The sequence below is a fragment of the Pseudoalteromonas gelatinilytica genome (assembly GCF_001641615.1).
GTDB classification, from domain to species: domain Bacteria; phylum Pseudomonadota; class Gammaproteobacteria; order Enterobacterales; family Alteromonadaceae; genus Pseudoalteromonas; species Pseudoalteromonas gelatinilytica.
Genome location: NZ_LRRU01000009.1, coordinates 1 through 25681, shown reverse-complemented (window position 1 = coordinate 25681; position 25681 = coordinate 1). Strand labels below are relative to the sequence as shown.

Annotated in this window: 24 protein-coding genes; 22 read left to right on the top strand and 2 right to left on the bottom strand. The window is 41.4% G+C overall.

Going from position 1 to position 25681, the window contains the following annotated elements; translation table 11 throughout:
* Positions 1-221 precede the first annotated feature (221 nt).
* The 4 genes from rpmH to yidC all read left to right on the top strand — a co-directional run bounded on the left by rpmH (position 222) and on the right by yidC (position 2827).
* A complete protein-coding gene (gene rpmH, locus NH153_RS04400) occupies positions 222-356 on the top strand; it encodes a 50S ribosomal protein L34 (protein ID WP_008488847.1) in 135 nt (44 codons plus the stop codon).
* Between the two features lie 7 nt (positions 357-363).
* On the top strand, positions 364-786 hold the full coding sequence (gene rnpA, locus NH153_RS04395) for a ribonuclease P protein component (RefSeq protein WP_063701433.1): 423 nt from the start codon (positions 364-366) through the stop codon (positions 784-786).
* A gap of 128 nt (positions 787-914) precedes the next feature.
* Entirely contained in the window at positions 915-1187 is a 273-nt protein-coding gene (yidD, locus tag NH153_RS04390; protein WP_054563758.1) for a membrane protein insertion efficiency factor YidD, read from the top strand.
* Between the two features lie 8 nt (positions 1188-1195).
* Positions 1196-2827 carry a membrane protein insertase YidC gene (gene yidC, locus NH153_RS04385; RefSeq protein WP_063701430.1) on the top strand — a complete coding sequence of 544 codons (1632 nt, stop codon included), beginning with the start codon at positions 1196-1198 and terminating at the stop codon, positions 2825-2827.
* Positions 2828-2883: 56 nt separating this feature from the next.
* Here yidC and NH153_RS04380 read toward each other — a convergent pair whose 3' ends face one another.
* Together NH153_RS04380 and NH153_RS04375 are read right to left on the bottom strand one after the other, a co-directional pair.
* Positions 2884-4089 carry a PepSY-associated TM helix domain-containing protein gene (locus tag NH153_RS04380; RefSeq protein WP_063701427.1) on the bottom strand — a complete coding sequence of 402 codons (1206 nt, stop codon included), beginning with the start codon at positions 4087-4089 and terminating at the stop codon, positions 2884-2886.
* Positions 4090-4098: 9 nt separating this feature from the next.
* Positions 4099-6243: a TonB-dependent siderophore receptor gene (locus NH153_RS04375; RefSeq protein WP_063701424.1), complete on the bottom strand. Its 2145-nt coding sequence runs from the start codon at positions 6241-6243 to the stop codon at positions 4099-4101.
* 209 nt (positions 6244-6452) lie between these two features.
* On the opposite strand from NH153_RS04375, the gene mnmE reads away from it, so the two are divergent.
* The 18 genes from mnmE to NH153_RS04285 all read left to right on the top strand — a co-directional run bounded on the left by mnmE (position 6453) and on the right by NH153_RS04285 (position 25119).
* Positions 6453-7817, top strand: a complete 1365-nt coding sequence (gene mnmE / locus NH153_RS04370) for a tRNA uridine-5-carboxymethylaminomethyl(34) synthesis GTPase MnmE (RefSeq protein WP_063701421.1) — start codon at positions 6453-6455, stop codon at positions 7815-7817.
* A gap of 147 nt (positions 7818-7964) precedes the next feature.
* The gene (locus tag NH153_RS04365) at positions 7965-8705 is read left to right on the top strand and encodes an isocitrate lyase/PEP mutase family protein (RefSeq protein ID WP_063701418.1); all 741 of its coding nucleotides are present in this window, start codon (positions 7965-7967) and stop codon (positions 8703-8705) included.
* A gap of 586 nt (positions 8706-9291) precedes the next feature.
* Positions 9292-9741: an FMN-binding protein MioC gene (gene mioC, locus NH153_RS04360; RefSeq protein ID WP_063701415.1), complete on the top strand. Its 450-nt coding sequence runs from the start codon at positions 9292-9294 to the stop codon at positions 9739-9741.
* Positions 9742-10170: 429 nt separating this feature from the next.
* Positions 10171-12060, top strand: coding sequence for a tRNA uridine-5-carboxymethylaminomethyl(34) synthesis enzyme MnmG (gene mnmG / locus NH153_RS04355; protein WP_063701411.1), 1890 nt, complete (start codon positions 10171-10173; stop codon positions 12058-12060).
* 15 nt (positions 12061-12075) lie between these two features.
* A complete protein-coding gene (gene rsmG / locus NH153_RS04350; RefSeq protein ID WP_063701407.1) occupies positions 12076-12696 on the top strand; it encodes a 16S rRNA (guanine(527)-N(7))-methyltransferase RsmG in 621 nt (206 codons plus the stop codon).
* A gap of 13 nt (positions 12697-12709) precedes the next feature.
* The gene (locus tag NH153_RS04345) at positions 12710-13495 is read left to right on the top strand and encodes a ParA family protein (RefSeq protein ID WP_063701404.1); all 786 of its coding nucleotides are present in this window, start codon (positions 12710-12712) and stop codon (positions 13493-13495) included.
* Positions 13496-13515: 20 nt separating this feature from the next.
* Complete coding sequence (locus tag NH153_RS04340) at positions 13516-14427, top strand: ParB/RepB/Spo0J family partition protein (RefSeq protein ID WP_063701401.1); 912 nt, start codon at positions 13516-13518, stop codon at positions 14425-14427.
* Positions 14428-14585: 158 nt separating this feature from the next.
* Positions 14586-14966: an ATP synthase subunit I gene (locus NH153_RS04335; protein ID WP_063701399.1), complete on the top strand. Its 381-nt coding sequence runs from the start codon at positions 14586-14588 to the stop codon at positions 14964-14966.
* Between the two features lie 15 nt (positions 14967-14981).
* Positions 14982-15824 carry a F0F1 ATP synthase subunit A gene (gene atpB, locus NH153_RS04330; RefSeq protein WP_063701397.1) on the top strand — a complete coding sequence of 281 codons (843 nt, stop codon included), beginning with the start codon at positions 14982-14984 and terminating at the stop codon, positions 15822-15824.
* 70 nt (positions 15825-15894) lie between these two features.
* Positions 15895-16128, top strand: a complete 234-nt coding sequence (gene atpE, locus NH153_RS04325) for a F0F1 ATP synthase subunit C (protein WP_063701395.1) — start codon at positions 15895-15897, stop codon at positions 16126-16128.
* Positions 16129-16177: 49 nt separating this feature from the next.
* A complete protein-coding gene (atpF, locus tag NH153_RS04320; RefSeq protein WP_063701392.1) occupies positions 16178-16648 on the top strand; it encodes a F0F1 ATP synthase subunit B in 471 nt (156 codons plus the stop codon).
* A 15-nt stretch (positions 16649-16663) separates the two neighbouring features.
* Complete coding sequence (gene atpH, locus NH153_RS04315; protein ID WP_063701389.1) at positions 16664-17197, top strand: F0F1 ATP synthase subunit delta; 534 nt, start codon at positions 16664-16666, stop codon at positions 17195-17197.
* Between the two features lie 14 nt (positions 17198-17211).
* Positions 17212-18753, top strand: coding sequence for a F0F1 ATP synthase subunit alpha (gene atpA, locus NH153_RS04310; RefSeq protein ID WP_063701386.1), 1542 nt, complete (start codon positions 17212-17214; stop codon positions 18751-18753).
* Positions 18754-18812: 59 nt separating this feature from the next.
* Positions 18813-19673, top strand: a complete 861-nt coding sequence (atpG, locus tag NH153_RS04305; protein ID WP_063701383.1) for a F0F1 ATP synthase subunit gamma — start codon at positions 18813-18815, stop codon at positions 19671-19673.
* Between the two features lie 32 nt (positions 19674-19705).
* On the top strand, positions 19706-21091 hold the full coding sequence (atpD, locus tag NH153_RS04300) for a F0F1 ATP synthase subunit beta (RefSeq protein WP_063701380.1): 1386 nt from the start codon (positions 19706-19708) through the stop codon (positions 21089-21091).
* A 13-nt stretch (positions 21092-21104) separates the two neighbouring features.
* Positions 21105-21527, top strand: a complete 423-nt coding sequence (locus NH153_RS04295) for a F0F1 ATP synthase subunit epsilon (protein WP_063701376.1) — start codon at positions 21105-21107, stop codon at positions 21525-21527.
* 269 nt (positions 21528-21796) lie between these two features.
* Entirely contained in the window at positions 21797-23155 is a 1359-nt protein-coding gene (gene glmU, locus NH153_RS04290) for a bifunctional UDP-N-acetylglucosamine diphosphorylase/glucosamine-1-phosphate N-acetyltransferase GlmU (protein WP_063701373.1), read from the top strand.
* Positions 23156-23298: 143 nt separating this feature from the next.
* Positions 23299-25119, top strand: a complete 1821-nt coding sequence (locus tag NH153_RS04285) for a choice-of-anchor I family protein (protein ID WP_063701370.1) — start codon at positions 23299-23301, stop codon at positions 25117-25119.
* The last annotated feature ends 562 nt before the right edge of the window (positions 25120-25681 follow it).

Sequence of the window (25681 nt, the reverse complement as noted above, 5' to 3'; positions counted from 1 at the left end):
GCTTTTATTCACTTTTTATACAGAGGCTGTGGAAAACTTCTTATTTATGATGATCCTATATGATCACGTAAAAGGATCCTTTATAATTACTACCTCTGCAGCGTTTTAATGATTGACTTTTGCTGTCTTCATCTATAATATCTCGCGCTCGCAATGGCACCTGTGCCAGGATCGCGACCTGCATAGGATGTTTTAACCTTAACCGATCGGATGGAATTGTTATGAAAAGAACTTTTCAACCTAGCGTTTTAAAACGCAAACGTACACACGGTTTCCGTGCTCGTATGGCAACAGCAAATGGCCGTAAAGTATTAGCTCGTCGTCGTGCTAAAGGCCGTAAAGTTCTTTCTGCTTAATATATAAGTGGAAGACTTTAGCTTCAGCAGGGAGTTACGTCTGTTAACTCCCTCGCATTACTCTCGAATCTTTAATGAACCAGCACGCGCTGCGACTCCTTTTTTTACCCTATTAGCTAAACGCAATGACCAAACAAATCCTCGATTAGGTCTTACGGTCGCAAAAAAACGCGTTAAAAAAGCCTGCCAACGTAATCGAATCAAACGACTTGCTCGCGAAAGTTTTCGTTTAAATCAACACAAACTCGATAACATTGATATTGTGCTTATGGTTAAAAGTGGTATTGATGAGCAGTCAAACGACGAGCTAACAAAACAACTTAATAAATTGTGGCGAAAAATTAACGAACGCTGCAAGCCTGGTGCACCAAAACCACCACCTTTCAAAAAACGCCCGAATAAATCAGCTAAATCTAATAAACAAGCCTGATAGCAATAGAATTACAGGCTTAATTAAGGTATCTTTAGCTCACCTTTTAATCATGCATTTAAAATTCTACGATAGGAATTTAAATTCATGGTATCCATTGACTAAATTAACGCAGGGGCTGACACATCATGAGGTTACTTAAACCACTTGTTGCTATTCCAAAGCGCTGTTTAGTCATGCTAATACGCGGCTATCAAAAATGGATAAGCCCACTATTAGGCCCGCATTGTCGTTTTAACCCAACCTGCTCTAGTTATGCTATTCAAGCAATTAATTTGCATGGAAGTGTAAAAGGCAGTTGGTTAGCTGTTAAACGCATATTAAAATGCCACCCTTTACATGCTGGTGGGGATGATCCCGTACCGGCAAAAAATCATATTAACCACCAACACGAGAAATAAGAGCTGTTATGGAATCGCAACGCACGTTTTTATTAATCGGCTTGATGCTTGTGTCGTTTTTATTATTTCAAGAATGGAATAACGACTACAACGCACCAAAAGCTGATCCAAGTGCCACAACACAAACACTAGGCGCAACTACACCAGAATCTGATGACTTTATTCCAGCATCATCTGACGGTGAAGTGCCAGCTGCTACTACAGCAAAGCGCTCAGTTATCGATGTAACAACTGATGTATTCACTGTTAAAATTGACACCCGTGGTGGTGACATTATTGAAGCAGACTTACTTCAGTACGAAGAGACAAAAGGCAGTGATACTCCTTACATGCTACTTGGTGTGTTTGACGGTAAACAATACTTCTCACAAAGCGGCTTAATTGGTTTAAATGGCCCAGATGCGACAGTTGAAGGCCGTCCGGTTTATAAAACCACACAAAAAGCATTCACTTTAAATGGTGATGAGCTGCGTGTTCCACTTGAGTTTACTGACAGCAAAGGTGTGACGTTTACTAAAACCTATATATTCAAAAAAGGCGACTACGCTGTAGGTTTAGAGTACACAGTAAACAACGTTACAGCTGACCCAATTCAAGTTCAGTTATACACGCAAGTAAAACGCACTGTACAAGACAAAGGTAGCTTAGTAGATCAAAACTACTTAGGTGCAGCATACGGTACTGAAGAAGAGCCATACGAAAAGTACAGCTTCTCAGACATGGCTGATAAAAACCTTAACATCACCACTGCTGGTGGCTACATTGCATTTATCCAGCACTACTTTGTAAGTGCCTGGGTACCTCAGCAAGACCAACAAAATACCCTTTACAGCAAGTTAGTTGCTGGTAATGCGGCAATTATTGGTACTAAAGGTGAAGCAGTTAACGTACAAGCTGGTACGCAAGCAACACTTAGCTCAACTTACTACATGGGCCCGAAAGAGTCTGATGTACTAGAAGCAATTCACCCAGACTTAGACCTAACAGTAGACTATGGTTGGTTATGGTTTATCTCACAACCATTATTCGTACTACTTAAGTGGTTACACAGCATCCTAGGTAACTGGGGTCTAGCTATCATTGCAATCACGGTTATCGTTAAAACGGCAATGTACCCGCTTACTAAAGCACAATACACGTCAATGGCGAAGATGCGTGCACTACAGCCTAAAATGGCTGCGCTAAAAGAGAAGTATGGTGATGACCGTCAAAAATTCGGTCAAGCGATGATGGAAATGTACCGCAAAGAAAAAGTAAACCCTATGGGTGGCTGTTTCCCGCTGTTACTACAAATGCCAATCTTCTTAGCATTATTCTACGTATTCTTAGAATCAACAGAGCTACGTCATGCTGAATTCATTTTATGGCTAAATGACTTATCAGCAATGGACCCATACTACGTATTACCTGTTTTATTTGGTTTAAGTATGTTCATCACTCAAAAGCTGCAACCTATGACGGTTACTGACCCTATGCAGCAAAAAATGATGACCTTTATGCCAGTTGTATTCTCTATTTTCTTCTTGTGGTTCCCATCTGGCCTAGTACTTTACTGGTTAGTATCGAACCTTATCTCAATCGCACAGATGCTGATCATCTACCGCGGTATGGAGAAAAAAGGTATTAAGGTAAGAGGCTAAACTCTTAACCCAACAAAAAAGGCGCTAACTGCGCCTTTTTTAATGTCTGAAAATGGCTAACCAAGAATCGGAGAATAAACCCGATTCGGCACACTGCGCTCAGTAAAACTCAAACTCGTTATTAGTAGCGAAGCAACCACCAAACCGGTTGCAATCCCCCCAGATACTCCAAGCCACTTTACAGCCGTTGTTTTACGTTTAACTCTAAGCCAATTCATATAGATGCCAGCAGCACTAACAAAGCTCATCAACGTACCAAACAATCCCCAAATAAGTTTAGTTCCGACTCCTGCAAAGTTACCAAAGTGCAATGGATCAGCGGTATCTGAGATCCGGGCTACAATCGGTAATTCTTCTCCTTTTTGTATACCTAGTGACTCACCCAAGCTCGGTTTTAAATAAACACGGTTAGCACGTAGGCGCAGTAAAATATCATCGTTATATCCACGCACTTCAATAGGCTGATCCGCTTTATTAGGATAGCGGATATAGCGAATATCAAGGCTCGGAAACGCCTGCTTAGCCGCCTCATATGCTGCAGTTAAACTAATTGGCGAAAGATGCTTTTCAATACGTTGTTTTTTAAAGTCACTTACCGCTTGTGGTAAAGAAACTGTGTGCGGCACTTTAGCGGTTTGCAGCCCATGTTCGACTAAATACCAAATCCCAGTAATGGCCATCACCGCAATAAACCATAAACTCCAAAGCCCAAACAGTTTGTGCCAATCAGCCCAACTACTGCGCTTATCAAGGCAAAGCGCAGCAGGCTTTTTCATAAAGCCTTGCCACCAGCGCCGATACACATAAAAACTCGAGACCAATAAAATAACGAGTAACACACTCAAACTGGTGACGATTAATTTACCCGTCCAGCCCATCGACAAGTTCATATGCCAGTTACGTAAAAACCGCGATATTCGCGCCCACTCTCCTTCACCGAGTAAGGTGCCAGTTGCGGCATCTAAATAAACAAAACGAAATGAATCACCGACTTTAAGGGCCGCCTCAGTGGCAAGGTAATCTTGTTTATGGCGTTGGATATAGAGTATCTGAGCTTGCGGATAATACTTATTAAGGGTGTTTTCGATAGCTGAGTAGTTAGTAGAGGTAGAAGAACTTAAAGCACGGTATTTTGCGTCTGATAAGTATTCGAGTTCATGACTTAACGTAGCGAGTGTCCCCGATACGCAGGTAACAAAAAGCAGGACTCCTAAAAAGAGTCCTGCCCAAGAATGTAAATTAAACCAACTTTTAGCGTTCACACGCCACCATTAAAAGCTGTATTTAGCACTTAAATAGACACGACGTGGTTCACCAGGAAAGTGCCCTGTTCGCTCGATAAAGCCACTGCTTGCGTATTCTTTATCAAACACGTTCTTAACTGATAACTGCCATTGCCAGTTATTAATGGTTGTTTGCCACGCCATGTTGTAAATCGTATAAGGTTTAACGCGTTGACCACCTAAACTTAGCTGTTCATCAACATAATCTAAACCAGCAGAAATAGATGACGATAAGCGAGGTAACTCATAGCGTGTCCATATGCCTAAAGTATTTTGCGGTGCGTTGGCAAATTTATCACTATCAGGTATTTGATTGGTAATACTGTCGTTTGCTTTAGTAATACGGGTATCATTATAAGCATAGCTTGCAGTAACCACCCAACGCTCAGTAATGTCGCCAACCACTTCAAGTTCAAAACCTTTACTTTGCACTTCACCAATAGCAACTAAATCATCAACGCCGTCACCGGCAACATCACCTAATAAGCTAGGCTGCAGGATGTTTTCGCGAACAATATCATACGCCGCCATATTAACAGCAAGTGTGTCTGCTAATAGCTTGGTTCTTAAACCTAACTCGTTGATACGACTAGTTTCAGGCGAGAACGGACCGCCCTTTGCTGATTCCTGATTACTGGCACTTTGCGGCACAAAGCCAGTGCCATGTAACGCATAAGGGAAGAACATATTGTTAATGTTATAGCTGGTACCAATACGGTAAGTGAGGTCGCTATCAGAAAACTCGGTTTGATTTAACAGATCTTTATCTTCAAAACGGTCATATCTTAAGCCAGCTGTCACACTCCAATTAGCGGTGATATCAAGTTGGTCTTGTAAGTACGCACCAAAGCGGGTGCTATTTGTTTTCCCAAGCCTTGGAGTAATACTATCAAGGTCATAGTCATCAGCAGACGTTAAACCATATTCAGGATTGTTAAGATCAAGTCCTGGTACTGGGCCACCTTTACTTTGTTGCGTTGCTGTACGGTAAACACTTTCAAAATCATGTTCATACCAATCACTACCAAACAGCACTTGATGCTGCATGTTGGCAAATGCAAACTCCGCAATTGCATTAGCTGTTAAGCTAAAGCCTTCGTTCTCACGGACTTGATCACGAAACTCGCGATGACTCCAATCAACAATTCCATCACCGTCAGTATCTACCAGACCTCTTGGCTCATGGTAGTTTTGCACTTCTTTGTTATCAAAATAACGTGCTGTGACATCTGTGCGCCAAACATCATTAAAATCATGTTTTAAAGTCGCCTGATAAACATGCGCTTCTACATTTTGAAAGTCTGTTGCCTCGTTATGGTTCCAGCTTATATCAGTTAAAAAGTTTCCGTTATCATCAGCCGGGACACCACGTAAACGCGCCCCACCTAATTCTTGTTCTATATAGGTATACTGAGTGGTTAATTCTGTTGCATTGTTTATAAGCCACGTATAACCAAGATCAACAATGGTATTATCGCTGCTAGTATTTTCACGAAATGGTTTTTCAGTATCACGGTAGATGCCAACACGATAAGCATGGTTATCAAGTGATTCACTTAAAGTCCCTGTGCTTTCTAATGCGCCACTGAAGAAGTCATCATTACCCACTTCAACTTCAATACTGTGCTCACTGGTGAATTTAGGCTTCTTAGTCACATAGTTAATAATACCGCCCGGATTACCACTGCCATATATAGCACCAGCAGGCCCTTTTAATACCGCAACTTGTTCGATATTAAATAATTGCGGCACAGCAAAACCATTGAAAGGGTCGCCCTTTACGCCATCGTATAAAATCTCATCTTGGCGAAAACCACGGAATGTCACGCCTGAATAACTAAAGGCATTAACACCAGCAATATTGCTATAAAGATCGGTAATTTGGCGAGCAGCCTGATCGTTAATCAGCTCCTGCGGTAAAATTTGAATTGACTGAGGTATTTTTTCTAACGGTGTATTAGTACGAGTAGCAAAACTTGACTCTGTTGGGCGATATAAAGAAAACGCACGGCCAACAACTTCAATTTTTTCGATCTCTTTAGAATCATTTTGATCAGTAGAAACTTCAGTTTGCGAATGAGCAATACCTGAAAAACCCGCAGCAAGAGCAATAAAAACAGCAGAAAGACGCATAGTAAAAAGGGACAAGGTTAATAATGCGCAACATGTTAATGAATATAATTATCATTTGCAATGGTCGTTTATTATTAATTAAAGCGAAATAAAGTATTACTAATATCAGCTAACTACTACTTCATTCGCTAAACAGCTATTCGCATGAAATTAAGCCATAGGTTACAATAGAGCCAGCATTCATTCTTTTATTGGCAATATTTCATCGCATGATTAATCAAGACACAATAGCAGCACAAGCGACCGCACCAGGACGTGGTGGGGTTGGTATTATTCGCGTCTCTGGCAGCTTAGCTAAAACAGTGGCAGAGCACATTATTGGCCGTTGTCCTAAGACACGTTACGCAGACTATGTACCATTTAAGAGCTTGAGCGGTGAACAGCTTGACCAAGGTATTGCTATTTACTTTCAAGGGCCAAATTCATTTACCGGCGAAGACGTACTAGAACTACAAGGTCATGGCGGCCCTGTCGTACTTGATATGCTATTAAAAGAAATTAGCCAAATTGACGGTGTACGTTTAGCAAAACCAGGTGAGTTCTCTGAGCGCGCATTTATGAATGACAAGCTTGATTTAACCCAAGCAGAGGCAATTGCCGATTTAATCAATGCAACCAGTGAACAAGCAGCCAAAAGCGCCCTTCAATCATTGCAAGGTGAATTCTCTAAGCACATCGAAACGCTGGTGGAGAAAGTCATTCATCTACGTATGTATGTTGAAGCCGCGATTGATTTTCCTGATGAAGAAATCGACTTCTTATCAGACGGTAAAGTAGCAGCAGATCTCGATGCCATTATTGATCAACTCGATAATGTCACTCAGCAAGCTAAACAAGGTAGCATCATGCGTGAAGGTATGCGTGTTGTTATTGCGGGTCGCCCTAACGCTGGTAAATCAAGCCTACTCAATGCATTAGCTGGCCGTGATGCTGCTATCGTTACCGAAATAGCCGGTACAACACGTGACGTATTACGTGAACATATCCACATTGACGGCATGCCACTACATATTATTGATACCGCAGGCCTGCGTGAAAGCCCAGATAAAGTAGAACAAATTGGTATTGAGCGCGCATGGGAAGAAATCAACCAAGCCGATCGCGTACTATTTATGTTAGACGGCACAGACACAGCAGCCACCGACCCTCATGATATTTGGCCTGAGTTTATGGCTAAGTTACCAGAGGGTATGGGCGTGACAGTGATCCGTAATAAAGCCGATATTTCCGGTGAAAATGTCGGTATGGATGAACATGAACAATATCCGGTGATCCGTTTAAGTGCTAAAAATGCAGAAGGTATAGAGTTAGTTCGTACTCACTTAAAGGCATGTATTGGTTTCCAAGGTGCTACTGAAGGTGGCTTTATGGCACGCCGTCGTCACTTAGATGCACTTGGCCATGCAGCTTATCATTTAAACACAGGTAAAGAGCAATTAGAGATGCATATTGCTGGCGAGATCCTTGCTGAAGAATTACGCCTAACTCAACAGTTCTTAAATGAAATAACGGGTGAATTTACCTCTGATGACCTACTAGGGAAAATCTTTACTTCGTTCTGTATCGGTAAATAATTTCCGGACATCAATATTATAAAAAAAGAGTCGCAAGACTCTTTTTTTGTTTTTAATCCAGCATTCAATTATCGGTTCAGGGCCGAAACCAGCCAGTATAAAATTCAATTTCAATTAGTCTAGCGATGTCATTAAACGGAGGACATCATGGACAAATATCAACTCTTTCACCAATTACACCACCAGCCAACAGGTTTTGTACTCGCTAATGCGTGGGATCTAAGTTCTGCCCAATTCATTCAAACTGCGGGTGCTAAAGCCGTAGCAACAACCAGCTGGGGCATTGCAGCCAGTTTAGGTTTAGCCGATGGTGAGAACATCTCTTTTAAAACTCAATTAGCGCTGGTTAAAAGCTTAACCGAACACTTACATATTCCACTCTCTGTCGATATAGAGTCGGGCTACAGTAACGATCCGCTGCAAATTAGCCAAAACGTTTTAGCATTAGCAAGATTAGGGGTTGTTGGTATCAACATAGAAGACTCAGACAAAGCCACTAACGCACTAAGATCTATCGAACAGCAATGCACTATTATTAGTGAGATAAAGAAAGTACTTAACGAAAATGGCTTCGGTCGTTTATTTATAAACGCCAGAACCGATACCTACTTTCTAAGTGAATCCCCTTTTCAAGCAACATTAGAGCGCGCAAAAGCGTATCAAGATGCAGGAGCAGATGGTCTGTTTGTACCCGGTCTCACTAACATAGAGCAAATAACCAGCTTAGCAAACGCGATAGATATGCCACTAAATGTGATGGCAATGAATAATTTTAACTCAGCAAAAGCGGCTTTTGCTGGTGGCGCAAAACGCTTCTCACTGGGTAATTCTCTCTATGATCTAGTCGGTAATACGATAAAAACCAGTTTAACTCAGATCGAAAATTAACTTAGCGAGCTAAAAAATCAGATCAAAACAGCTTTTAAGATCGAATTTAGCTAAAAATGTTATCCACATTTGGGGCTTTTTTAGATCTAAAGGCTGATTTGATCATAAAAAAACGCAGAAATTTAAATTTATTTGTCATCAACAGCCATTTTTCACCGTTAATTTTCTTTAAAACAGCTCTTATAGGCACTTATTTAGCATTTTTTCGATCTGTTTTATTGATCGCAAATTGCAAACCGATCGTTATCAACAAGCGATCTATCCACAAAACGATCATAACCCGAATTTTACCTTGTTCTAAAAATAAAAGTGCTTACACACAATTAAAGATCAATAACTTAGCAAAGTTATACACTTTCCAATATTTAGCTTGATCAGAACTTTCCCCAAATTTATTAACAGCTTGATCAAAGGGTTTAATTTATTATGATATTTAAAAAACCATTAAAAACAGTACTTTAAAATTATTATTAAATTAAAGCCTGTATTTTGAGCTTAAAAACTTATTCAGATCGTAATTCAACGCTTTACTCACACCCTAACTTCGTTATCATGTGGCCACTCATTTAATTACATGATCAAACACATGCAATCAGTAAATATCATTGTTGGCAGCCAAATGGGATCTGCTGAATACGTAGCAGAGCAACTAGCAGAAGCCCTTGAACAACAAGGGATCCAAGTGCAGCTTCATGAACATCCTGTGTTTGATGATATTGATCAGCAAGATACTATTTGGTTGATGTGTACATCGACATATGGTGCGGGAGACTACCCTGAGAACCTACTGCCATTTGTTGAATCTATTAACCAACAAGCTGATCTTAAAGGATTAAACTACAGTGTGATCGGTCTAGGTGACACCAGTTACGACACCTATAACTATGCTGGCCGTAATCTTGATGAGTTATTAGCGAGTAAAGGCGCAAGCCGCGTAGCAGAACGCTTAGAGCTCAATATTCTTGATGAAGCATTACCAGAAGACACAGCTTTAGCCTGGTTACCAAGCTGGATCGAGTCAGTAGGACTCACTTAAACCGATCAGCATTGATCGTTGTTATAAAAGTTACCCACAATTTACTGATAATTTAGATCGGATTGTGGATAAACACTGATCTAACTGCGATTTTAAGCTAGTTTATCCCTTGGATAAGATCCAATCGATATTGCCCTGTGAATAAATAGCCCTTTTGATCAAAGCTTGTACGCGGGAAGATCCGATCATATTAACACCTTTAGATCTGCTTTAAGATCATGTTTTAAATAGCAAAGCAGACATTATCAACAGATCTGCTGAGTACTAATAGTAAAAACAACAAAAGATCTCTTTAAAAGATCCTTTATATTATTAGAGATCACCCACTTAGATCTTGAGCACTGTTTAATCATTTATCTTCTCTAAATTTCTAGGTAGAATACGCTCCCTTTACAAAGTTTTGCTGGTCGATTAAGTAGGATCCCATAAATGATTTTTCACGAACGTTTTGATGTTATTGTTGTAGGTGGTGGACATGCAGGTACTGAAGCTGCATTAGCATCTGCTCGCATGGGCATGAATACCCTATTGCTAACTCATAATATGGATACCCTTGGTCAAATGTCTTGTAACCCGGCAATTGGCGGTATTGGTAAAGGCCATTTAGTTAAAGAGATCGATGCACTTGGTGGTGCTATGGCTCAGGCTATCGATAAAGGCGGTATTCAATTTCGTACTTTAAACTCATCTAAAGGCCCTGCTGTACGTGCTACACGTGCACAAGCAGACCGTGCTTTGTATAAAGCAGCTATCCAACATACATTACAACATCAAGAAAATTTAAAGATCTTCCAACAATCATGTGATGATCTGATTGTTGAAGGTGATCGTGTAATGGGTGTTGTAACCCAAATGGGTCTTCGTTTTAGCGCGCCTTCAGTTGTACTTACAGTCGGTACTTTCTTAGGTGGCCAGATCCATATTGGTTTAGAGAATTACAAAGGCGGTCGTGCTGGCGATCCACCTTCAATTGCTCTTGCACAGCGTTTACGTGAATTACCGTTCCGTGTTGATCGCTTAAAAACAGGCACGCCACCTCGTATTGATGCGCGTACTGTTGATTTTAGCAAGATGCAAGAACAGCCAGGTGATACCCCTACTCCTGTATTCTCGTTTATGGGTAAACAATCGGATCACCCACAACAGATCCCGTGTTACATCACTTATACAAATGAAAAAACACATGATGTGATCCGCAATAACCTGCATCGCTCACCTATGTACTCAGGTGTTATCGAAGGGATTGGTCCACGTTACTGTCCTTCAATTGAAGATAAGATTGTACGTTTTGCTGATAAAGACAAACATCAAATCTTTGTTGAGCCTGAAGGCTTAACATCATACGAATTATATCCAAATGGTATCTCAACAAGTTTACCGTTTGATGTGCAACTTGAAATTGTGCAATCAATCACTGGTTTTGAAAATGCACATATTTGTCGCCCTGGTTATGCGATTGAATATGACTTCTTTGATCCACGCGACTTAAAGCAATCATTAGAAACCAAATTTATTGACGGTTTATTCTTTGCGGGTCAAATCAATGGTACAACTGGTTACGAAGAAGCGGGCGCGCAAGGTCTAATTGCGGGTATGAACGCAGCACTTCAAGTACAAGGTAAAGAATCTTGGACACCACGCCGTGATGAAGCATACACAGGTGTACTCATTGACGACCTAGCAACATTAGGTACTAAAGAACCGTACCGTATGTTTACTAGCCGTGCTGAATACCGTTTATTACTTCGTGAAGATAATGCCGACATCCGTTTAACTGCTAAAGGCCGTGAACTAGGCTTAGTTGATGATGCTCGTTGGGCTGCATTTAACGAAAAAATGGAAATCATCGAAAAAGAAACGCAACGCTTAAAAGAAACGTGGATCCATAAAGATCATGTTGCTGTAGAACAAGTAAATGCGTTACTTAAGACTCCATTGACGCGTGAGGCTAGCCTTGAAGATCTGATCCGTCGTCCTGAAATTCGTTATAACGACTTAATGGCAATTGATGGCTTAGCTTCAGAGTTTGATAATCAAGCTGCACTTGAGCAAGTTGAGATCCACACTAAGTACGCAGGTTATATTGCCCGTCAACAAGACGAGATCAATAAACAACTGCGTCATGAGCAAACTGTTTTACCAAAAGACTTTGATTATTCTACTGTTTCTGGTTTATCAAATGAAGTTGTAGCTAAGCTTACGGATAGTCGTCCAGACACAATTGGCCAAGCGTCGCGTATTTCAGGTATCACCCCTGCTGCTATTTCGCTATTATTAGTCTATCTGAAAAAGCAAGGCTTACTACGCAAAACAGCGTAGTTGGTAAGGAATACAGTGTTACAACAACAATTAACGTCACTGTTAGCGCAAACTGATATTGCGCTAACAGAAAAACAGCAACAACAGCTTGTGCAATATGTTGAATTATTAGACAAGTGGAACAAAGCGTATAATTTAACCTCTGTTCGTTTACCTGAAGAAATGATGATTAAGCATATTATGGATAGCTTAGTTGTTGCACCTCACCTTAAAGGCAAACATTACATTGATGTTGGTACAGGTCCTGGTTTACCGGGTATCGTATTAGCCATTGCTTTACCTGACACGCAATTTATTTTGTTAGATAGTTTAGGTAAACGTGTGCGCTTTTTGATGCAAGTAAAACATGCACTTGGCCTTGAAAATGTAACCCCAGTGCAGTCTAGAGTTGAAGAATATCAACCAAGTGTTAAATTAGATGGTGTATTAAGTCGTGCATTCGCCTCTTTACAAGATATGGTTGACTGGTGTGCGCACTTGATTGATCATTCAGGTAAATTTATCGCTTTAAAAGGCGTATTTCCGAGCGAAGAACTAGACTCATTACCTAAAGGTATTAAGTTTGACGAAAAAATCAGCTTGGAAGTACCTGAGTTAGATGCGCAAAGACATCTAATCATTCTATCTAAAGACTAGGGATCAGAGCACTGTGGCAAAAGTCATCGCATTAGCAAACCAAAAAGGTGGTGTTGGTAAAACAACCACCGCTGTGAATCTCGCGGCATCGATGGCCGCGACGAAGCGTAAAGTGTTATTAATCGATCTTGATCCGCAAGGAAACGCGACCATGGGTAGCGGTGTCGATAAATACGGTGATGTTGCGACTATTTACGATTTATTGATTGAAGAAACCCCTATCGAAGAGGTGATCAATAAAGAGACCTCAGGTGAGTATCACTTAATTGCTGCTAATGGCGATGTGACTGCCGCTGAAGTAAAGCTAATGGAATTGTTTGCTCGCGAAGTGCGTTTACGTAATGCGCTAGAAAAAATTCAAGACCAATACGACTTCATTTTTATCGACTGCCCGCCTTCACTGAACATGTTGACTGTGAATGCGATGGCTGCAGCTGATTCAATTTTAGTTCCGATGCAATGTGAGTATTATGCCCTTGAAGGTTTAACCGCATTAATGGATACCATTACGCAACTTTCTAAGTTAGTAAATCCAGCGTTAACAATTGAAGGGATTTTGCGCACCATGTATGATCCGCGCAATCGCCTAGCAAATGATGTATCTGAACAACTTAAACAACATTTTGGCGATAAAGTTTATCGTACCGTTATCCCACGTAATGTCCGTTTAGCAGAAGCGCCGAGTTTTGGTGCCCCTGCCATGTATTATGACCGTGCATCAAGTGGTGCTAAAGCATACTTAGCCCTAGCCGGTGAAATGTTACGTAGAAAAGAGAAAACATCTTCAGCAGTAGCCTAACTTCGAGGTAAAAAAATAACATGTCTGCTAAAAAACGCGGTTTAGGCCGAGGACTCGACGCTTTATTAAGTTCATCAAAACCTGCCCCTAGTGCAAATAATCAGCAACAAGCAACCGCAGCAACTGAGCAAGTCTCTGATGTGGTTGCCGAGCAAAGTAAAGGTGAGCTGCAAAAGTTAGCGATTGAGTTTTTACAATCGGGTAAATATCAACCGCGTAAAGACATGTCAGAAGAAGCGCTAGAAGAATTAGCGAGCTCAATTCGTGCCCAAGGTATCATTCAGCCGATTGTTGTGCGCCAAATTGGTGCAGACAAATATGAAATCATCGCGGGTGAACGTCGTTGGCGTGCTGCTCAATTAGCCAAATTAGACACTGTGCCGTGTATCATCAAAGATGTGCCTGATGAAGCGGCAGTTGCTATCGCGCTAATTGAAAATATTCAACGTGAAGACCTAAATGCGATGGAAGAAGCGATTGCACTGAATCGCTTACTCAATGAATTTGAATTAACTCACCAACAAGTTGCCGAGGCCGTAGGTAAATCTCGTACCACTGTGACTAATTTACTACGTCTGAATAATCTTAACGAAGATGTTAAAATTTTGTTAGAGCATGGCGACATTGAAATGGGCCATGCACGCTGTTTATTAGCACTTGAAGGTGAAGCGCAGTCAGACGCTGCACGTTTCGCAGTTGCTAAAGCTTTAACCGTTCGTGAAACCGAAAAGTTAGTGCGTTCTATTTTAGAACCAGCGCCTAAAAAAGAACAGCAAGAAAAAGACCCAGATGTCAAACAGTTAGAGCAAAAGCTCGCTGAAAATTTGGGCGCAAAAGTTGAAATTAACTACAATAAAAAAGGCAAAGGCAAGCTGGTTATTTCGTATACAAGTCTAGATGAGTTAGATGGCATTTTAAGCCGTATAAATTAAGACTATTCCCGTCATTAATTAATAACATGTCCAAAAAGAGACATTTGTGGTGATTTTGCACTACAAAGGCTCAACTCAAGTTGCAAAACTGGTAGGAATCAGTATAATTTCGCCAGTTTTCATACCCTGACAACGATAGTTCTAAAGGTTAACAAAACGTGACTAATAGGTTAGCAAAGCCATATAGGCTTGCCGCATTCAGATTAATTTGTCTTCAGGGTATCGTAGCGCTCATAGCTGCAGTAATTGTTTTTATAGGTTGGGGAGCCAACGCCGGTCAGTCAGCGCTTGCTGGCGGAGTTGTCGCAGTACTCCCTAATCTGGTTTTTACCCTCTATGCATTCCGTTATATGGGTGCGAGTAAGGTAAAACAAGTGTTTGCTTCGTTTAAACGCGGCAAAGGACTAAAATTTTTGCTTACAATCGTTTTGTTTGTACTGGTATTTAAGCTTTTTCCGGTAGTTCATCTACCTTTTTTCAGCTGCTTTATACTTGTGATGTTTTTTGGATTGTTTGCACCGGTTTTTTTTAAACATTAACTTTTGGGATATAACATGGCTGCAGGTGAAGAGCTAACTCTTACGGGTTACATCAAGCACCACCTTACCAACGGTCAGGTGCGTCTAACCGACGACCCTAACAATTGGTGGATGGTACTTAATGTCGATACCCTTGCATGGTCAATCGGTTTAGGATTGGTTTTCCTATGGATTTTCAAACGTGCTGCGAATAAAGCAACGATTGGTGTTCCTGGTAAACTTCAATGCTTTGTCGAAATGATCGTTGAATTCGTTGATCAAAACGTGAAAGACACCTTTCACGGTCGAAGCAAACTAATTGCCCCGCTTGCCCTTACGATTTTTGTATGGGTTTTCTTAATGAACTTAATGGATTTAATTCCAGTAGACTTCTTACCAATTGCAGCATCGCTGATCAATGGTGAATCTTGGGATGTAATCTCTAGCGGTCAATCACACACTTACATGAAAGTAGTACCAACCACTGACCTTAACTTAACAATGGCGTTAGGCTTAGGTGTGTTTGCGTTAATCATCTTCTACTCGATTCGTGTGAAAGGCGTAATGGGTTTTGTAAAAGAACTTACATTACAACCATTTAGCGCTAAGAACCCAGTAGTTCAAGCTTTATTCATTCCAGTGAACTTGTTACTAGAATTAGTAACCTTGTTTGCTAAGCCAATTTCATTGGCACTACGTTTATTTGGTAACTTATACGCAGGTGAGCTTATCTTCATCCTGATCGGCGCAATTGGTTTATTCCAATTACCACTGCACTTCGTATGGGCTGTATTCCACATTCTCGTAATCGTATTGCAAGCATTTATCTTTATGATGCTAACAATTGTATACCTGAGCATGGCATCTACTGATCACTAATCGTAGCGCTTGTTCAATAAAGATTTTTTTACTTTAACTTTAATCATTTAAAATTATATTGGAGACAATAATGGAACTTGTAATCGGCCTTAAATATATCGCTGTTGCTTTACTAATTGGTTTTGGTGCTTTAGGTACTGCGATCGGTTTCGGTAACCTTGGTGGTAAATTCCTAGAGTCAGCGGCTCGTCAACCTGAGCTTGCACCACAACTTCAAGTTAAAATGTTCATCGTAGCGGGTCTTATCGATGCTATCGCGATGATCGGTGTAGGTATCGGTCTATACATGTTGTTCGCACTTTAATATTGAAAATACTTTTACGCGATCAACAATTGACTAAGGAGGAGTGGTTGTGAGTTTAAACCTTACTCTACTCGGCGAATTAATAGCATTTATTGTTTTTGTATGGTTCTGCATGAAGTTCGTGTGGCCACCACTAAACGGTGCTATTGAAGCTCGCCAGAAAAAAATTGAAGATGGTTTAGCTGCATCTGATAAAGCTGAAAAAGATCTTGAGCTTGCTCGTAAAAAAGCAACTGAAGAGCTTAAAGAAGCTAAATCACAAGCTGCTGATATCATCGAGCAAGCTAAAAAGCGTGCCACGCAAATCGTTGATGAAGAGACTACTCGTGGTCACGAAGAGCGTGAAAAAATTATTGCTCAAGGTCATTCTGAAATCGAAGCTGAGCGTAACCGTGTTAAAGAAGAATTGCGTAAGCAAGTTGCTTCATTAGCGGTTATCGGTGCCGAGAAGATCTTAGAGCGCGAAATCAATGAAGCCGCACATAGTGACATCGTTGAAAAACTCGTCGCTGAGCTTTAATAGGAGGGTATGAGCATGTCTGAATTGACTACAATCGCTCGCCCATACGCTAAAGCGGCTTTTGAATTTGCCGTTGATAAAGGTACTGTTGAAAGCTGGAACGAAATGTTGTTTTTTGCTGGTGAAGTAGCAAAGAACGAGCAAATCGCTCAGTTTCTTTCAGGAAGTGCCTCTGCTGAAAAGCAATCAGAAATTATTATTTCTGTTTGTGCAGAGCAACTCAACGAAAATGGTCAGAACTTAGTAAAAGTGATGGCTGAAAATGGACGTTTAACGGCACTACCAGCTGTTGCTGAACTATTCGCTGAATTTAAAGCGGACTACGACAAATTAATCGACGTAGATGTAGTTTCTGCAACAACGCTTACTGCTGAGCAGCAAGCATCTCTGGTAGCGGCATTAGAAAAACGTTTCGCACGCAAAGTTAAGCTGAATTGTAGTGTTGACGAAACTATTGTTGGTGGTCTTGTAATCAAGGCTGGTGACACTGTAATCGACGGCACTGTACGCGGTAAATTAAACCGCCTAGCTACTACACTACAATCGTAATTGGGAAGAAGAGCATGCAACTTAATTCCACTGAAATTTCAGATCTGATCAAACAACGTATTGAGCAGTTCGAAGTTGTAAGTGAAGCTCGTAACGAAGGTACTATCGTATCTGTTACTGACGGTATCATCCGCATCCACGGTCTTGCTGACTGTATGCAAGGTGAGATGATTGAGCTTCCAGGCAACCGTTTCGCTATCGCACTAAACCTTGAGCGTGACTCAGTAGGTGCTGTAGTAATGGGTCCTTACGCAGACCTTAAAGAAGGCGTAAAAGTACAATCAACTGGTCGTATCCTAGAGGTTCCTGTTGGTCGTGGTCTACTTGGTCGTGTTGTTAACACACTAGGTGCTCCTATCGACGGTAAAGGCGCTTTAGCTAACGATGGTTATGAGCCAGTAGAAAAAATCGCACCAGGCGTTATCGAACGTCAATCAGTAGATGAGCCAGTTCAAACTGGTTATAAATCTATCGATGCGATGATCCCAGTAGGTCGTGGTCAGCGTGAGCTTGTTATCGGTGACCGCCAAACTGGTAAAACTGCATTAGCAATCGATGCAATCATCAACCAAAAAGGTACAGGCGTTAAGTGTGTGTACGTTGCAGTTGGTCAAAAAGCATCTACAATCGCTAACGTAGTACGTAAATTAGAAGAGCACGGTGCACTTGAAAACACAATCGTTGTTGTTGCATCTGCTTCTGAATCTGCGGCACTTCAGTACCTAGCACCATTCGCTGGTTGTACTATGGGTGAATACTTCCGTGACCGTGGTGAAGACGCGCTAATCGTATATGATGATTTATCTAAGCAAGCTGTTGCTTACCGTCAAATCTCATTACTACTTAAGCGTCCACCAGGTCGTGAAGCATACCCAGGTGACGTATTCTACCTTCACTCACGTCTTCTAGAGCGTGCATCACGTGTAAACGCTGATTACGTTGAGAAGTTCACTAATGGTGAAGTGAAAGGTAAAACTGGTTCATTGACGGCATTGCCAATCATTGAAACTCAAGGCGGCGACGTTTCTGCGTTCGTACCGACAAACGTTATCTCTATCACCGACGGTCAGATCTTCTTAGAAACTGACTTATTCAACTCAGGTATCCGTCCAGCTGTTAACGCTGGTATCTCGGTATCTCGTGTTGGTGGTGCGGCGCAAACTAAAATCGTTAAGAAACTAGGTGGTGGTATCCGTCTAGCGTTAGCTCAGTACCGTGAATTAGCTGCGTTCTCGCAGTTCGCGTCTGACCTTGACGATGCAACACGTGCTCAATTAGAGCATGGTGAGCGCGTAACAGAGCTAATGAAGCAGAAACAGTACGCACCAATGTCTGTTGCTGAAATGTCTCTGTCGCTATTTGCTGCTGAAAAAGGCTACCTAAAAGACATCGAAATCGCGAAAATCGGTGACTTTGAAGCTGGCTTAATTTCTTATGCAAACAGCACATACGCAGAGCTAATGGCTCAAATCAATGAAACTGGTAACTACAACGCTGAGATTGAAGCTCAACTTAAAGAACTTCTAGAGAAGTTCAAGTCGACGCAAACTTGGTAATTTAGTTATGAATGGTGAGCTTTAGGCAACTAAAGCCCACCTGATTCGGAGAGAGAGTCATGGCCAGCGGAAAAGAGATTAAAAGCAAGATCGGGAGTATCAAGAATACTCAAAAGATCACCAGCGCAATGGAAATGGTTGCTGCGTCTAAAATGAAAAAGGCGCAAGAACGTGTGGCTTCAAGCCGTCCATACGCTGAAAACTTACGCGAAGTAATCGGTCGTGTTGCTCAAGCAAATCTTGATTTTACTCACCCGTTCTTAGTTGAACGTGAAGTAAAACGAGTTGGTTATATTGTTGTCTCTACTGACCGTGGTCTTTGTGGTGGCTTGAACTCTAACGAGTTCAAAAAAGTTGCCCTAGACGTGAAAGCGTGGAAAGAAAAAGGCGTTGAAGCTGAGTTCGCTACTTTAGGTAGCAAAGCAGCTGGCTTTTTCCAACGTTTCGGCGGTAAGTTACTCGCTAAAAAAGCGAGCTTAGGAGATACACCTTCAGTACAAGACGTTATCGGTCCTGTAAAAATTATGCTTGATGCATATTCTGAAGGCAAAATTGACCGCTTATACGTAGTATTTAACAAATTCGTTAATACTATGAAGCAAGAACCAACAATCGATCAGTTACTCCCTTTGCCAAAAGCTGAAGAAGAAGTATCTCAACATTCTTGGGATTACTTATATGAGCCAAACCCAGAAGCGATTTTAGAAGCTCTGTTAGTACGCTTTATTGAGTCTCAAGTATACCAAGGTGTAGTTGAGAACGCTGCCTCTGAACAGGCTGCCCGTATGGTTGCAATGAAAGCTGCAACTGATAACGCAGGCGACCTTATGGATGAGTTACAGCTTGTTTATAACAAGGCTCGTCAAGCTGCAATCACACAAGAAATCAGTGAGATTGTTGGCGGTTCGGCAGCAGTTTAACGCTTCGGCAAAGTTTAATGAGAGGAATAGACATGAGTTTAGGTAAGGTCGTCCAAATTATCGGCGCCGTTGTGGACATCGAGTTTCCACAAGACAACGTGCCAGCCGTATATGACGCACTAAAAGTAACAGATGGCGACTTAGCAGGTTTAACTTTAGAAGTTCAACAACAGCTAGGTGGCGGTGTGGTACGTGGTATCGCACTTGGTACTACTGACGGTTTACGTCGTGGTACAGCAGTAGAAGGTACAGGTCAGCCAATCCACGTTCCAGTAGGTACGAAGACACTAGGTCGTATCATGGACGTATTAGGTAACCCTATTGATGAAGCTGGTCCAATTGGTGAAGAAGAGCGTATGTCTATTCACCGTGAAGCACCTTCTTACGAAGATCAATCAAATTCAGTAGAACTTTTAGAGACTGGTATCAAGGTAATCGACCTTGTATGTCCATTCGCTAAAGGTGGTAAAGTTGGTCTATTCGGTGGTGCCGGTGTAGGTAAAACCGTAAACATGATGGAACTTATCCGTAACATCGCAATCGAGCACAGCGGTTACTCAGTATTCGCAGGTGTTGGTGAGCGTACTCGTGAGGGTAACGATTTCTACCATGAGATGAACGACTCAAACGTACTAGACAAAGTATCTCTAGTATACGGTCAGATGAATGAGCCACCGGGTAACCGTTTACGCGTAGCGTTAACAGGTCTTACTATGGCTGAGAAGTTCCGTGACGAAGGTCGTGACGTTCTTTTCTTCGTTGATAACATCTACCGTTATACTCTAGCGGGTACAGAAGTATCAGCACTTCTAGGTCGTATGCCTTCAGCAGTAGGTTACCAACCAACTCTTGCTGAAGAAATGGGTGTACTTCAAGAGCGTATCGCATCTACTAAGACTGGTTCAATCACTTCAATCCAAGCGGTATACGTACCTGCGGATGACTTAACTGACCCATCTCCAGCAACAACGTTTGCTCACTTAGATGCAACAGTAGTACTTTCACGTGATATCGCTTCACTTGGTATCTACCCAGCGGTAGACCCACTTGATTCATCTTCACGTCAACTTGATCCATTAGTAATCGGTCAAGAGCACTACGATACAGCGCGTGGCGTTCAAACAGTTCTTCAACGTTATAAAGAACTTAAAGACATCATCGCAATCCTAGGTATGGACGAGCTTTCTGATGAAGATAAGCAAGTTGTATCTCGTGCACGTAAAATCCAGCGTTTCCTATCTCAGCCGTTCTTCGTTGCTGAAGTATTCACAGGTTCACCGGGTAAATACGTGTCACTTAAAGACACAATTGCTGGCTTCAAAGGTATCTTAAACGGTGAGTTTGATGATATGCCAGAGCAAGCGTTCTACATGGTTGGCTCTATTGAAGAAGCTCAAGAAAAAGCCAAAAGCATGTAATTAGGAGGGTAGTATGGCGGCTATGACTGTACATCTTGACGTAGTAAGCGCAGAAGAGAGTTTATTCTCTGGTCTGGTAGAATCTATTCAAGTAAGTGGTACTGAAGGTGACCTAGGTGTTAACTATGGTCACGCTCCATTATTAACTGCCCTAAAACCTGGTATGGTACGTTTAGTTAAGCAATTTGGTCACGAAGACGTGATGTATGTTGCTGGCGGTACGCTAGAAGTTCAACCTAATCGCATTACGATTCTTGCAGACACTGCAGTTCGTGGTGAAGATCTAGATGAACAAGCAGCTGAAAAAGCTAAACGTGATGCTGAAGAGCAAATGTCGAACACGTCAGTTGCTGAGTTAGATTATCAACAAGCTGCTGTGCAGCTTGCTGAAGCAATCGCTCAACTTCGCGTAATCCAACAATTACGTAAAAAGTAAGCCTACTCGGTTTTCAAAAAGCCCACTTAACGTGGGCTTTTTTGTGCCCGAAATTCACTGCATAACACCCTATTCTGATTATTGTACTTATATCCTGCACTATTCCCCGCTACAATGTGTGTATTGAAACTGAACTGAGCTTTCATCTGAAGTTCTTTCCTATTAACTAGGTTTGAGTATTTGCACATGACGTGACTTGCGCAACTTTGCATGTTTATCGCTTAATTCATTTCGCTCAACTAAAACAAAGAAAGAAGGATATTGTTTTAATGTCTCTGACTACCGTTATTCTTGCTGCGGGTAAAGGCACCCGTATGCGCTCTGCACTCCCTAAGGTATTACACAAAGTTGCTGGTAAACCTATGGTGCAGCACGTTATTGATAATGCTACCGCTCTCGGCGCTCGTGAAACAAACCTGGTTTATGGCCATGGCCGTGAACAGTTACAAACAGCCCTATCGCACAACCAAGTAAACTGGGTATTACAAGAAGAACAACTCGGTACCGGTCATGCAGTTGCTGTTGCTAAAGAGCACATTGCCGATGATGACACCGTATTAATTCTCTATGGTGATGTGCCACTAACGAAACGTGCCACTTTAGAAAAGTTACTTGCTGTGACACCTAAAAAAGGCCTAGCAGTATTAACGGTTACCTTAGATGACCCATCAGGTTATGGCCGTATGCTTCGTGAAAATGGCAAGCTTGTCGGTATCATTGAACAAAAAGATGCCTCTGCTGAGCAACTTGCAATTAAAGAAATTAATACCGGCATCATGGCTGCGAATGGTGAATTACTAAAACGTTGGTTAGGTAACTTATCTAACAACAACGCACAAGGCGAATACTACCTAACAGATATAGTTGCAATGGCACATAGTGAAGGAGTTGAAATTACTTCTGCTCAGCCTGAGCATCCAATGGAAGTTGAAGGTGCTAATAATCGCGTACAACTTTCAGCGCTTGAACGTGCATACCAAGCATGGCAAGCAGAAGAGCTAATGCTAAACGGCGCAACACTTGCTGATCCTGCTCGTATTGATGTACGTGGTGAAGTAACGACTGGCGAAGATGTACTGATCGACGTTAATGTTATCTTCGAAGGCAAAGTAACAATCGGCAATAATGTTCAAATTGGCCCTAACTGCGTACTTAAAGATTGTACTATCGGCGATAACGTTATTATTAAAGCGAACTCATTAGTTGAAGAAGCCAGTGTTGCTGCTAAATGTACTTTAGGCCCATATGCTCGCCTTCGTCCTGGCGCGATAATGGAAGAAGACTCACACATTGGCAACTTCGTCGAAATGAAAAAGACTCGCTTAGGTAAAGGATCTAAAGCGAATCATCTTACTTATTTAGGTGACACTGAAGTTGGCGAAAAAGTTAATATTGGCGCTGGTACTATTACTTGTAACTATGATGGCGTAAATAAATCAAAAACCATTATCGGTGATAATGCCTTTATCGGTTCTAACTCATCACTGGTAGCCCCAGTGAATATTGGTGCAATGGCAACAGTTGGCGCAGGTTCGGTTATTACTAATACAGTTGAAGACGAACAGCTTGCAGTCGCTCGTGGTAAACAGCGTAACCTAACCGGTTGGAAGCGCCCAACTAAAAAGTAGTGAGCTACCCTACTAATTTATAAATAAAAAGCGAGTTTATACTCGCTTTTTTTGTGGCTGCAGTTTGTTCTCATAAAAGTGCCATATAGTTGTAATGCCTGCGTGTTGTAATTGCGTTAATACAATACGAAGGAAAAATAATAATGTTAAAAAGATCAATTATTGCGCTATCACTTTTAACCATTCTTACTGGTTGTTCATTAGACGGTGACGACGGCAAAGACGGCTTACAAGGTGAACAAGGTCCTGCAGGGCTAGACGGGACTAATGGTTCTGATGGAACCAATGGTACTGACGGAGCAAACGGTACAGATGCAAACGCTGCATTAAGTATTAATCTTATTGGCCGCGCAGTGCTGAACGCAGAAAGCCCTGAAGGTGCTGCAGAGATTGTCGCTTATCAAGCATCTAAAAAAAGAATTTTTGCTATCAATAGTTCAGGTGATTCTGCGGTCGTTAATATTATTAAAGCAGATAGTTTTGACCGTACAGCTTTAGTAAAAGATAACGAAGGGGTTATAAACGGCACTAACTTAGTACCAGAGATCACCCTTGCACTGAATGAAAACAGTGCTGGCGACGCAAACAGCATCGCTATTGATGCTAATAATGAACTTCTTGCGGTAGCAATGGCTGCAGATAACACCGGTGATGCAGGTTTAATTGCATTTTATGATATTAGTGGCGATCAGCCTCAATTTATTAAGAATGTATCTGTTGGTGCCCTACCCGACATGGTGACGTTTAGCCATGACGGCAATAAAGTATTGGTTGCAAATGAAGGCGAACCTAATGGTGATTACAGTGTTGACCCTGAGGGTTCAATTAGCATCATTAACATCACAAATGGTGTAATTGCAGATACTGCTACTAGCTTAACGTTTACTGCTTATAACGATAAACAAGCAGAACTTGAAGAGTTAGGAATTGTGTTTGCGAATCCGACTGGCCGTACAATCAACGGCAAGCTAATAAATACAACCGTTGCTATGGACTTAGAGCCTGAATACATCAGTGTTTCTAAAGACGATAAGTTTGCCTACGTTACACTGCAAGAAAATAACGCCCTTGCTATCGTTAATCTTGAAGACAATAGCCTAGAGCTTAAAGGGTTAGGTTTTAAAGATTGGTCTAATTTATTGATTGACGCATCAGATAAAGACGGTGGCGTTAATTTTAAATCATACCCAGGCCTCTATGGCATGTATCAACCTGATACGATTTCAAGCTTTACCTGGAAAGGTGCAAACTTCATTGTTACTGCCAATGAAGGTGATGCACGAGAATATTTCTTTAACACAACCGACGAAGCTGATTGTTTAGCAAAAGGTGGTTTAGATTACGATAAAGATGACGGCTGTTTATCATATATAGATGAGACCAGAGCGAAAGACTTAACTCTAGCAAGTAATTTTGATTACCTTAACAATGACAATAATGATATTGGCCGTTTAAAAGTGACCACTGTTAAAGGTGATGAAGATAATGATGGTGAATACGAGTCACTCTATGCATACGGCGCTCGCTCTTTTACTATCTGGGATAGTAACGGCATGGTGGTTTTTGATTCAGGCGATCAAATCTCACGTATTACCGCTTCAGTCCACGGAGCAGCATTTAACAATAACGAAGATGAAAATGCCGGTGATAGTCGCTCTGATGACAAAGGTGCAGAGCCAGAAGCATTAGCACTGGGTACAATTGGTGAGCGTACATTTGCATTTATTGGTCTAGAGCGTATGGGCGGCATCATGGTGTTTGATATCACTAATCCATACAACGTGACATTCCAAGACTACTTTTTTAATCGTGGTTTAGAAGCCGATGCAGATATAACCGGTGATCTTGCTCCTGAAGGTATGGCATTTATACCTGCAGAGCAAAGTGCAACGAATGAAGCATTGCTAGTTGTTGGCAATGAAATTTCGGGTTCAATCGCTGTTTGGGAAATTTCTACTAACTAATCCCACCCATAAAGTTAAAAAGCGACATAGCTAATTTAATGTATGTCGCTTTTTCTACACCATTTCATCCTCAAAAAATGACTGCTTTTTAAGCTAAAATCCCTCTGTAGCCCTTTATTTGTATGGTTATTGTACTAATTTGAAAATAATCAAAAAAACCTTCAAAAAGTGCTTGCGTTAATTCTTCGCATCCCTATAATGCGCATCCACTGACACGGCGGGCAGCAATGAAAAGCGCTGAACAAAGTGACAGAGAGTTAAGTAAAACTTCGGTTTAAAACGGTCTAAAAAGAAAGTTTAAAATTAAGTGTTGACTCAAAAATTTAAGGATGTATTATACGCATCCCTAGCGACAACGTCGCAACGTTCTTTAACAATATAAAGCAATCATCTGTGTGGGCACTCGTACAGATTGAGTTCTAACAGCGAAGCTTAGTTTACTAAGTGACGCAAACAAATTTAGAGTCTCAATTGAACTGAGTGACCAACGGAAACAAGTTTACTTGTTTCAGCACAGTCAATTCGATATCGAAAGATATCAAAATTCAGAATTCATTGAGCA

Coding starts and splice junctions, on each gene's coding strand:
- rpmH (WP_008488847.1), top strand. CDS start 222: ATGAAAAGAACTTTTCAACCTAGCGTTTTAAAACGCAAACGTACACAC.
- yidD (WP_054563758.1), top strand. CDS start 915: ATGAGGTTACTTAAACCACTTGTTGCTATTCCAAAGCGCTGTTTAGTC.
- yidC (WP_063701430.1), top strand. CDS start 1,196: ATGGAATCGCAACGCACGTTTTTATTAATCGGCTTGATGCTTGTGTCG.
- NH153_RS04375 (WP_063701424.1), bottom strand. CDS start 6,243: ATGCGTCTTTCTGCTGTTTTTATTGCTCTTGCTGCGGGTTTTTCAGGT.
- mnmE (WP_063701421.1), top strand. CDS start 6,453: ATGATTAATCAAGACACAATAGCAGCACAAGCGACCGCACCAGGACGT.
- NH153_RS04365 (WP_063701418.1), top strand. CDS start 7,965: ATGGACAAATATCAACTCTTTCACCAATTACACCACCAGCCAACAGGT.
- mioC (WP_063701415.1), top strand. CDS start 9,292: ATGCAATCAGTAAATATCATTGTTGGCAGCCAAATGGGATCTGCTGAA.
- mnmG (WP_063701411.1), top strand. CDS start 10,171: ATGATTTTTCACGAACGTTTTGATGTTATTGTTGTAGGTGGTGGACAT.
- NH153_RS04340 (WP_063701401.1), top strand. CDS start 13,516: ATGTCTGCTAAAAAACGCGGTTTAGGCCGAGGACTCGACGCTTTATTA.
- atpB (WP_063701397.1), top strand. CDS start 14,982: ATGGCTGCAGGTGAAGAGCTAACTCTTACGGGTTACATCAAGCACCAC.
- atpE (WP_063701395.1), top strand. CDS start 15,895: ATGGAACTTGTAATCGGCCTTAAATATATCGCTGTTGCTTTACTAATT.
- atpH (WP_063701389.1), top strand. CDS start 16,664: ATGTCTGAATTGACTACAATCGCTCGCCCATACGCTAAAGCGGCTTTT.
- atpA (WP_063701386.1), top strand. CDS start 17,212: ATGCAACTTAATTCCACTGAAATTTCAGATCTGATCAAACAACGTATT.
- atpG (WP_063701383.1), top strand. CDS start 18,813: ATGGCCAGCGGAAAAGAGATTAAAAGCAAGATCGGGAGTATCAAGAAT.
- atpD (WP_063701380.1), top strand. CDS start 19,706: ATGAGTTTAGGTAAGGTCGTCCAAATTATCGGCGCCGTTGTGGACATC.
- NH153_RS04295 (WP_063701376.1), top strand. CDS start 21,105: ATGGCGGCTATGACTGTACATCTTGACGTAGTAAGCGCAGAAGAGAGT.
- glmU (WP_063701373.1), top strand. CDS start 21,797: ATGTCTCTGACTACCGTTATTCTTGCTGCGGGTAAAGGCACCCGTATG.
- NH153_RS04285 (WP_063701370.1), top strand. CDS start 23,299: ATGTTAAAAAGATCAATTATTGCGCTATCACTTTTAACCATTCTTACT.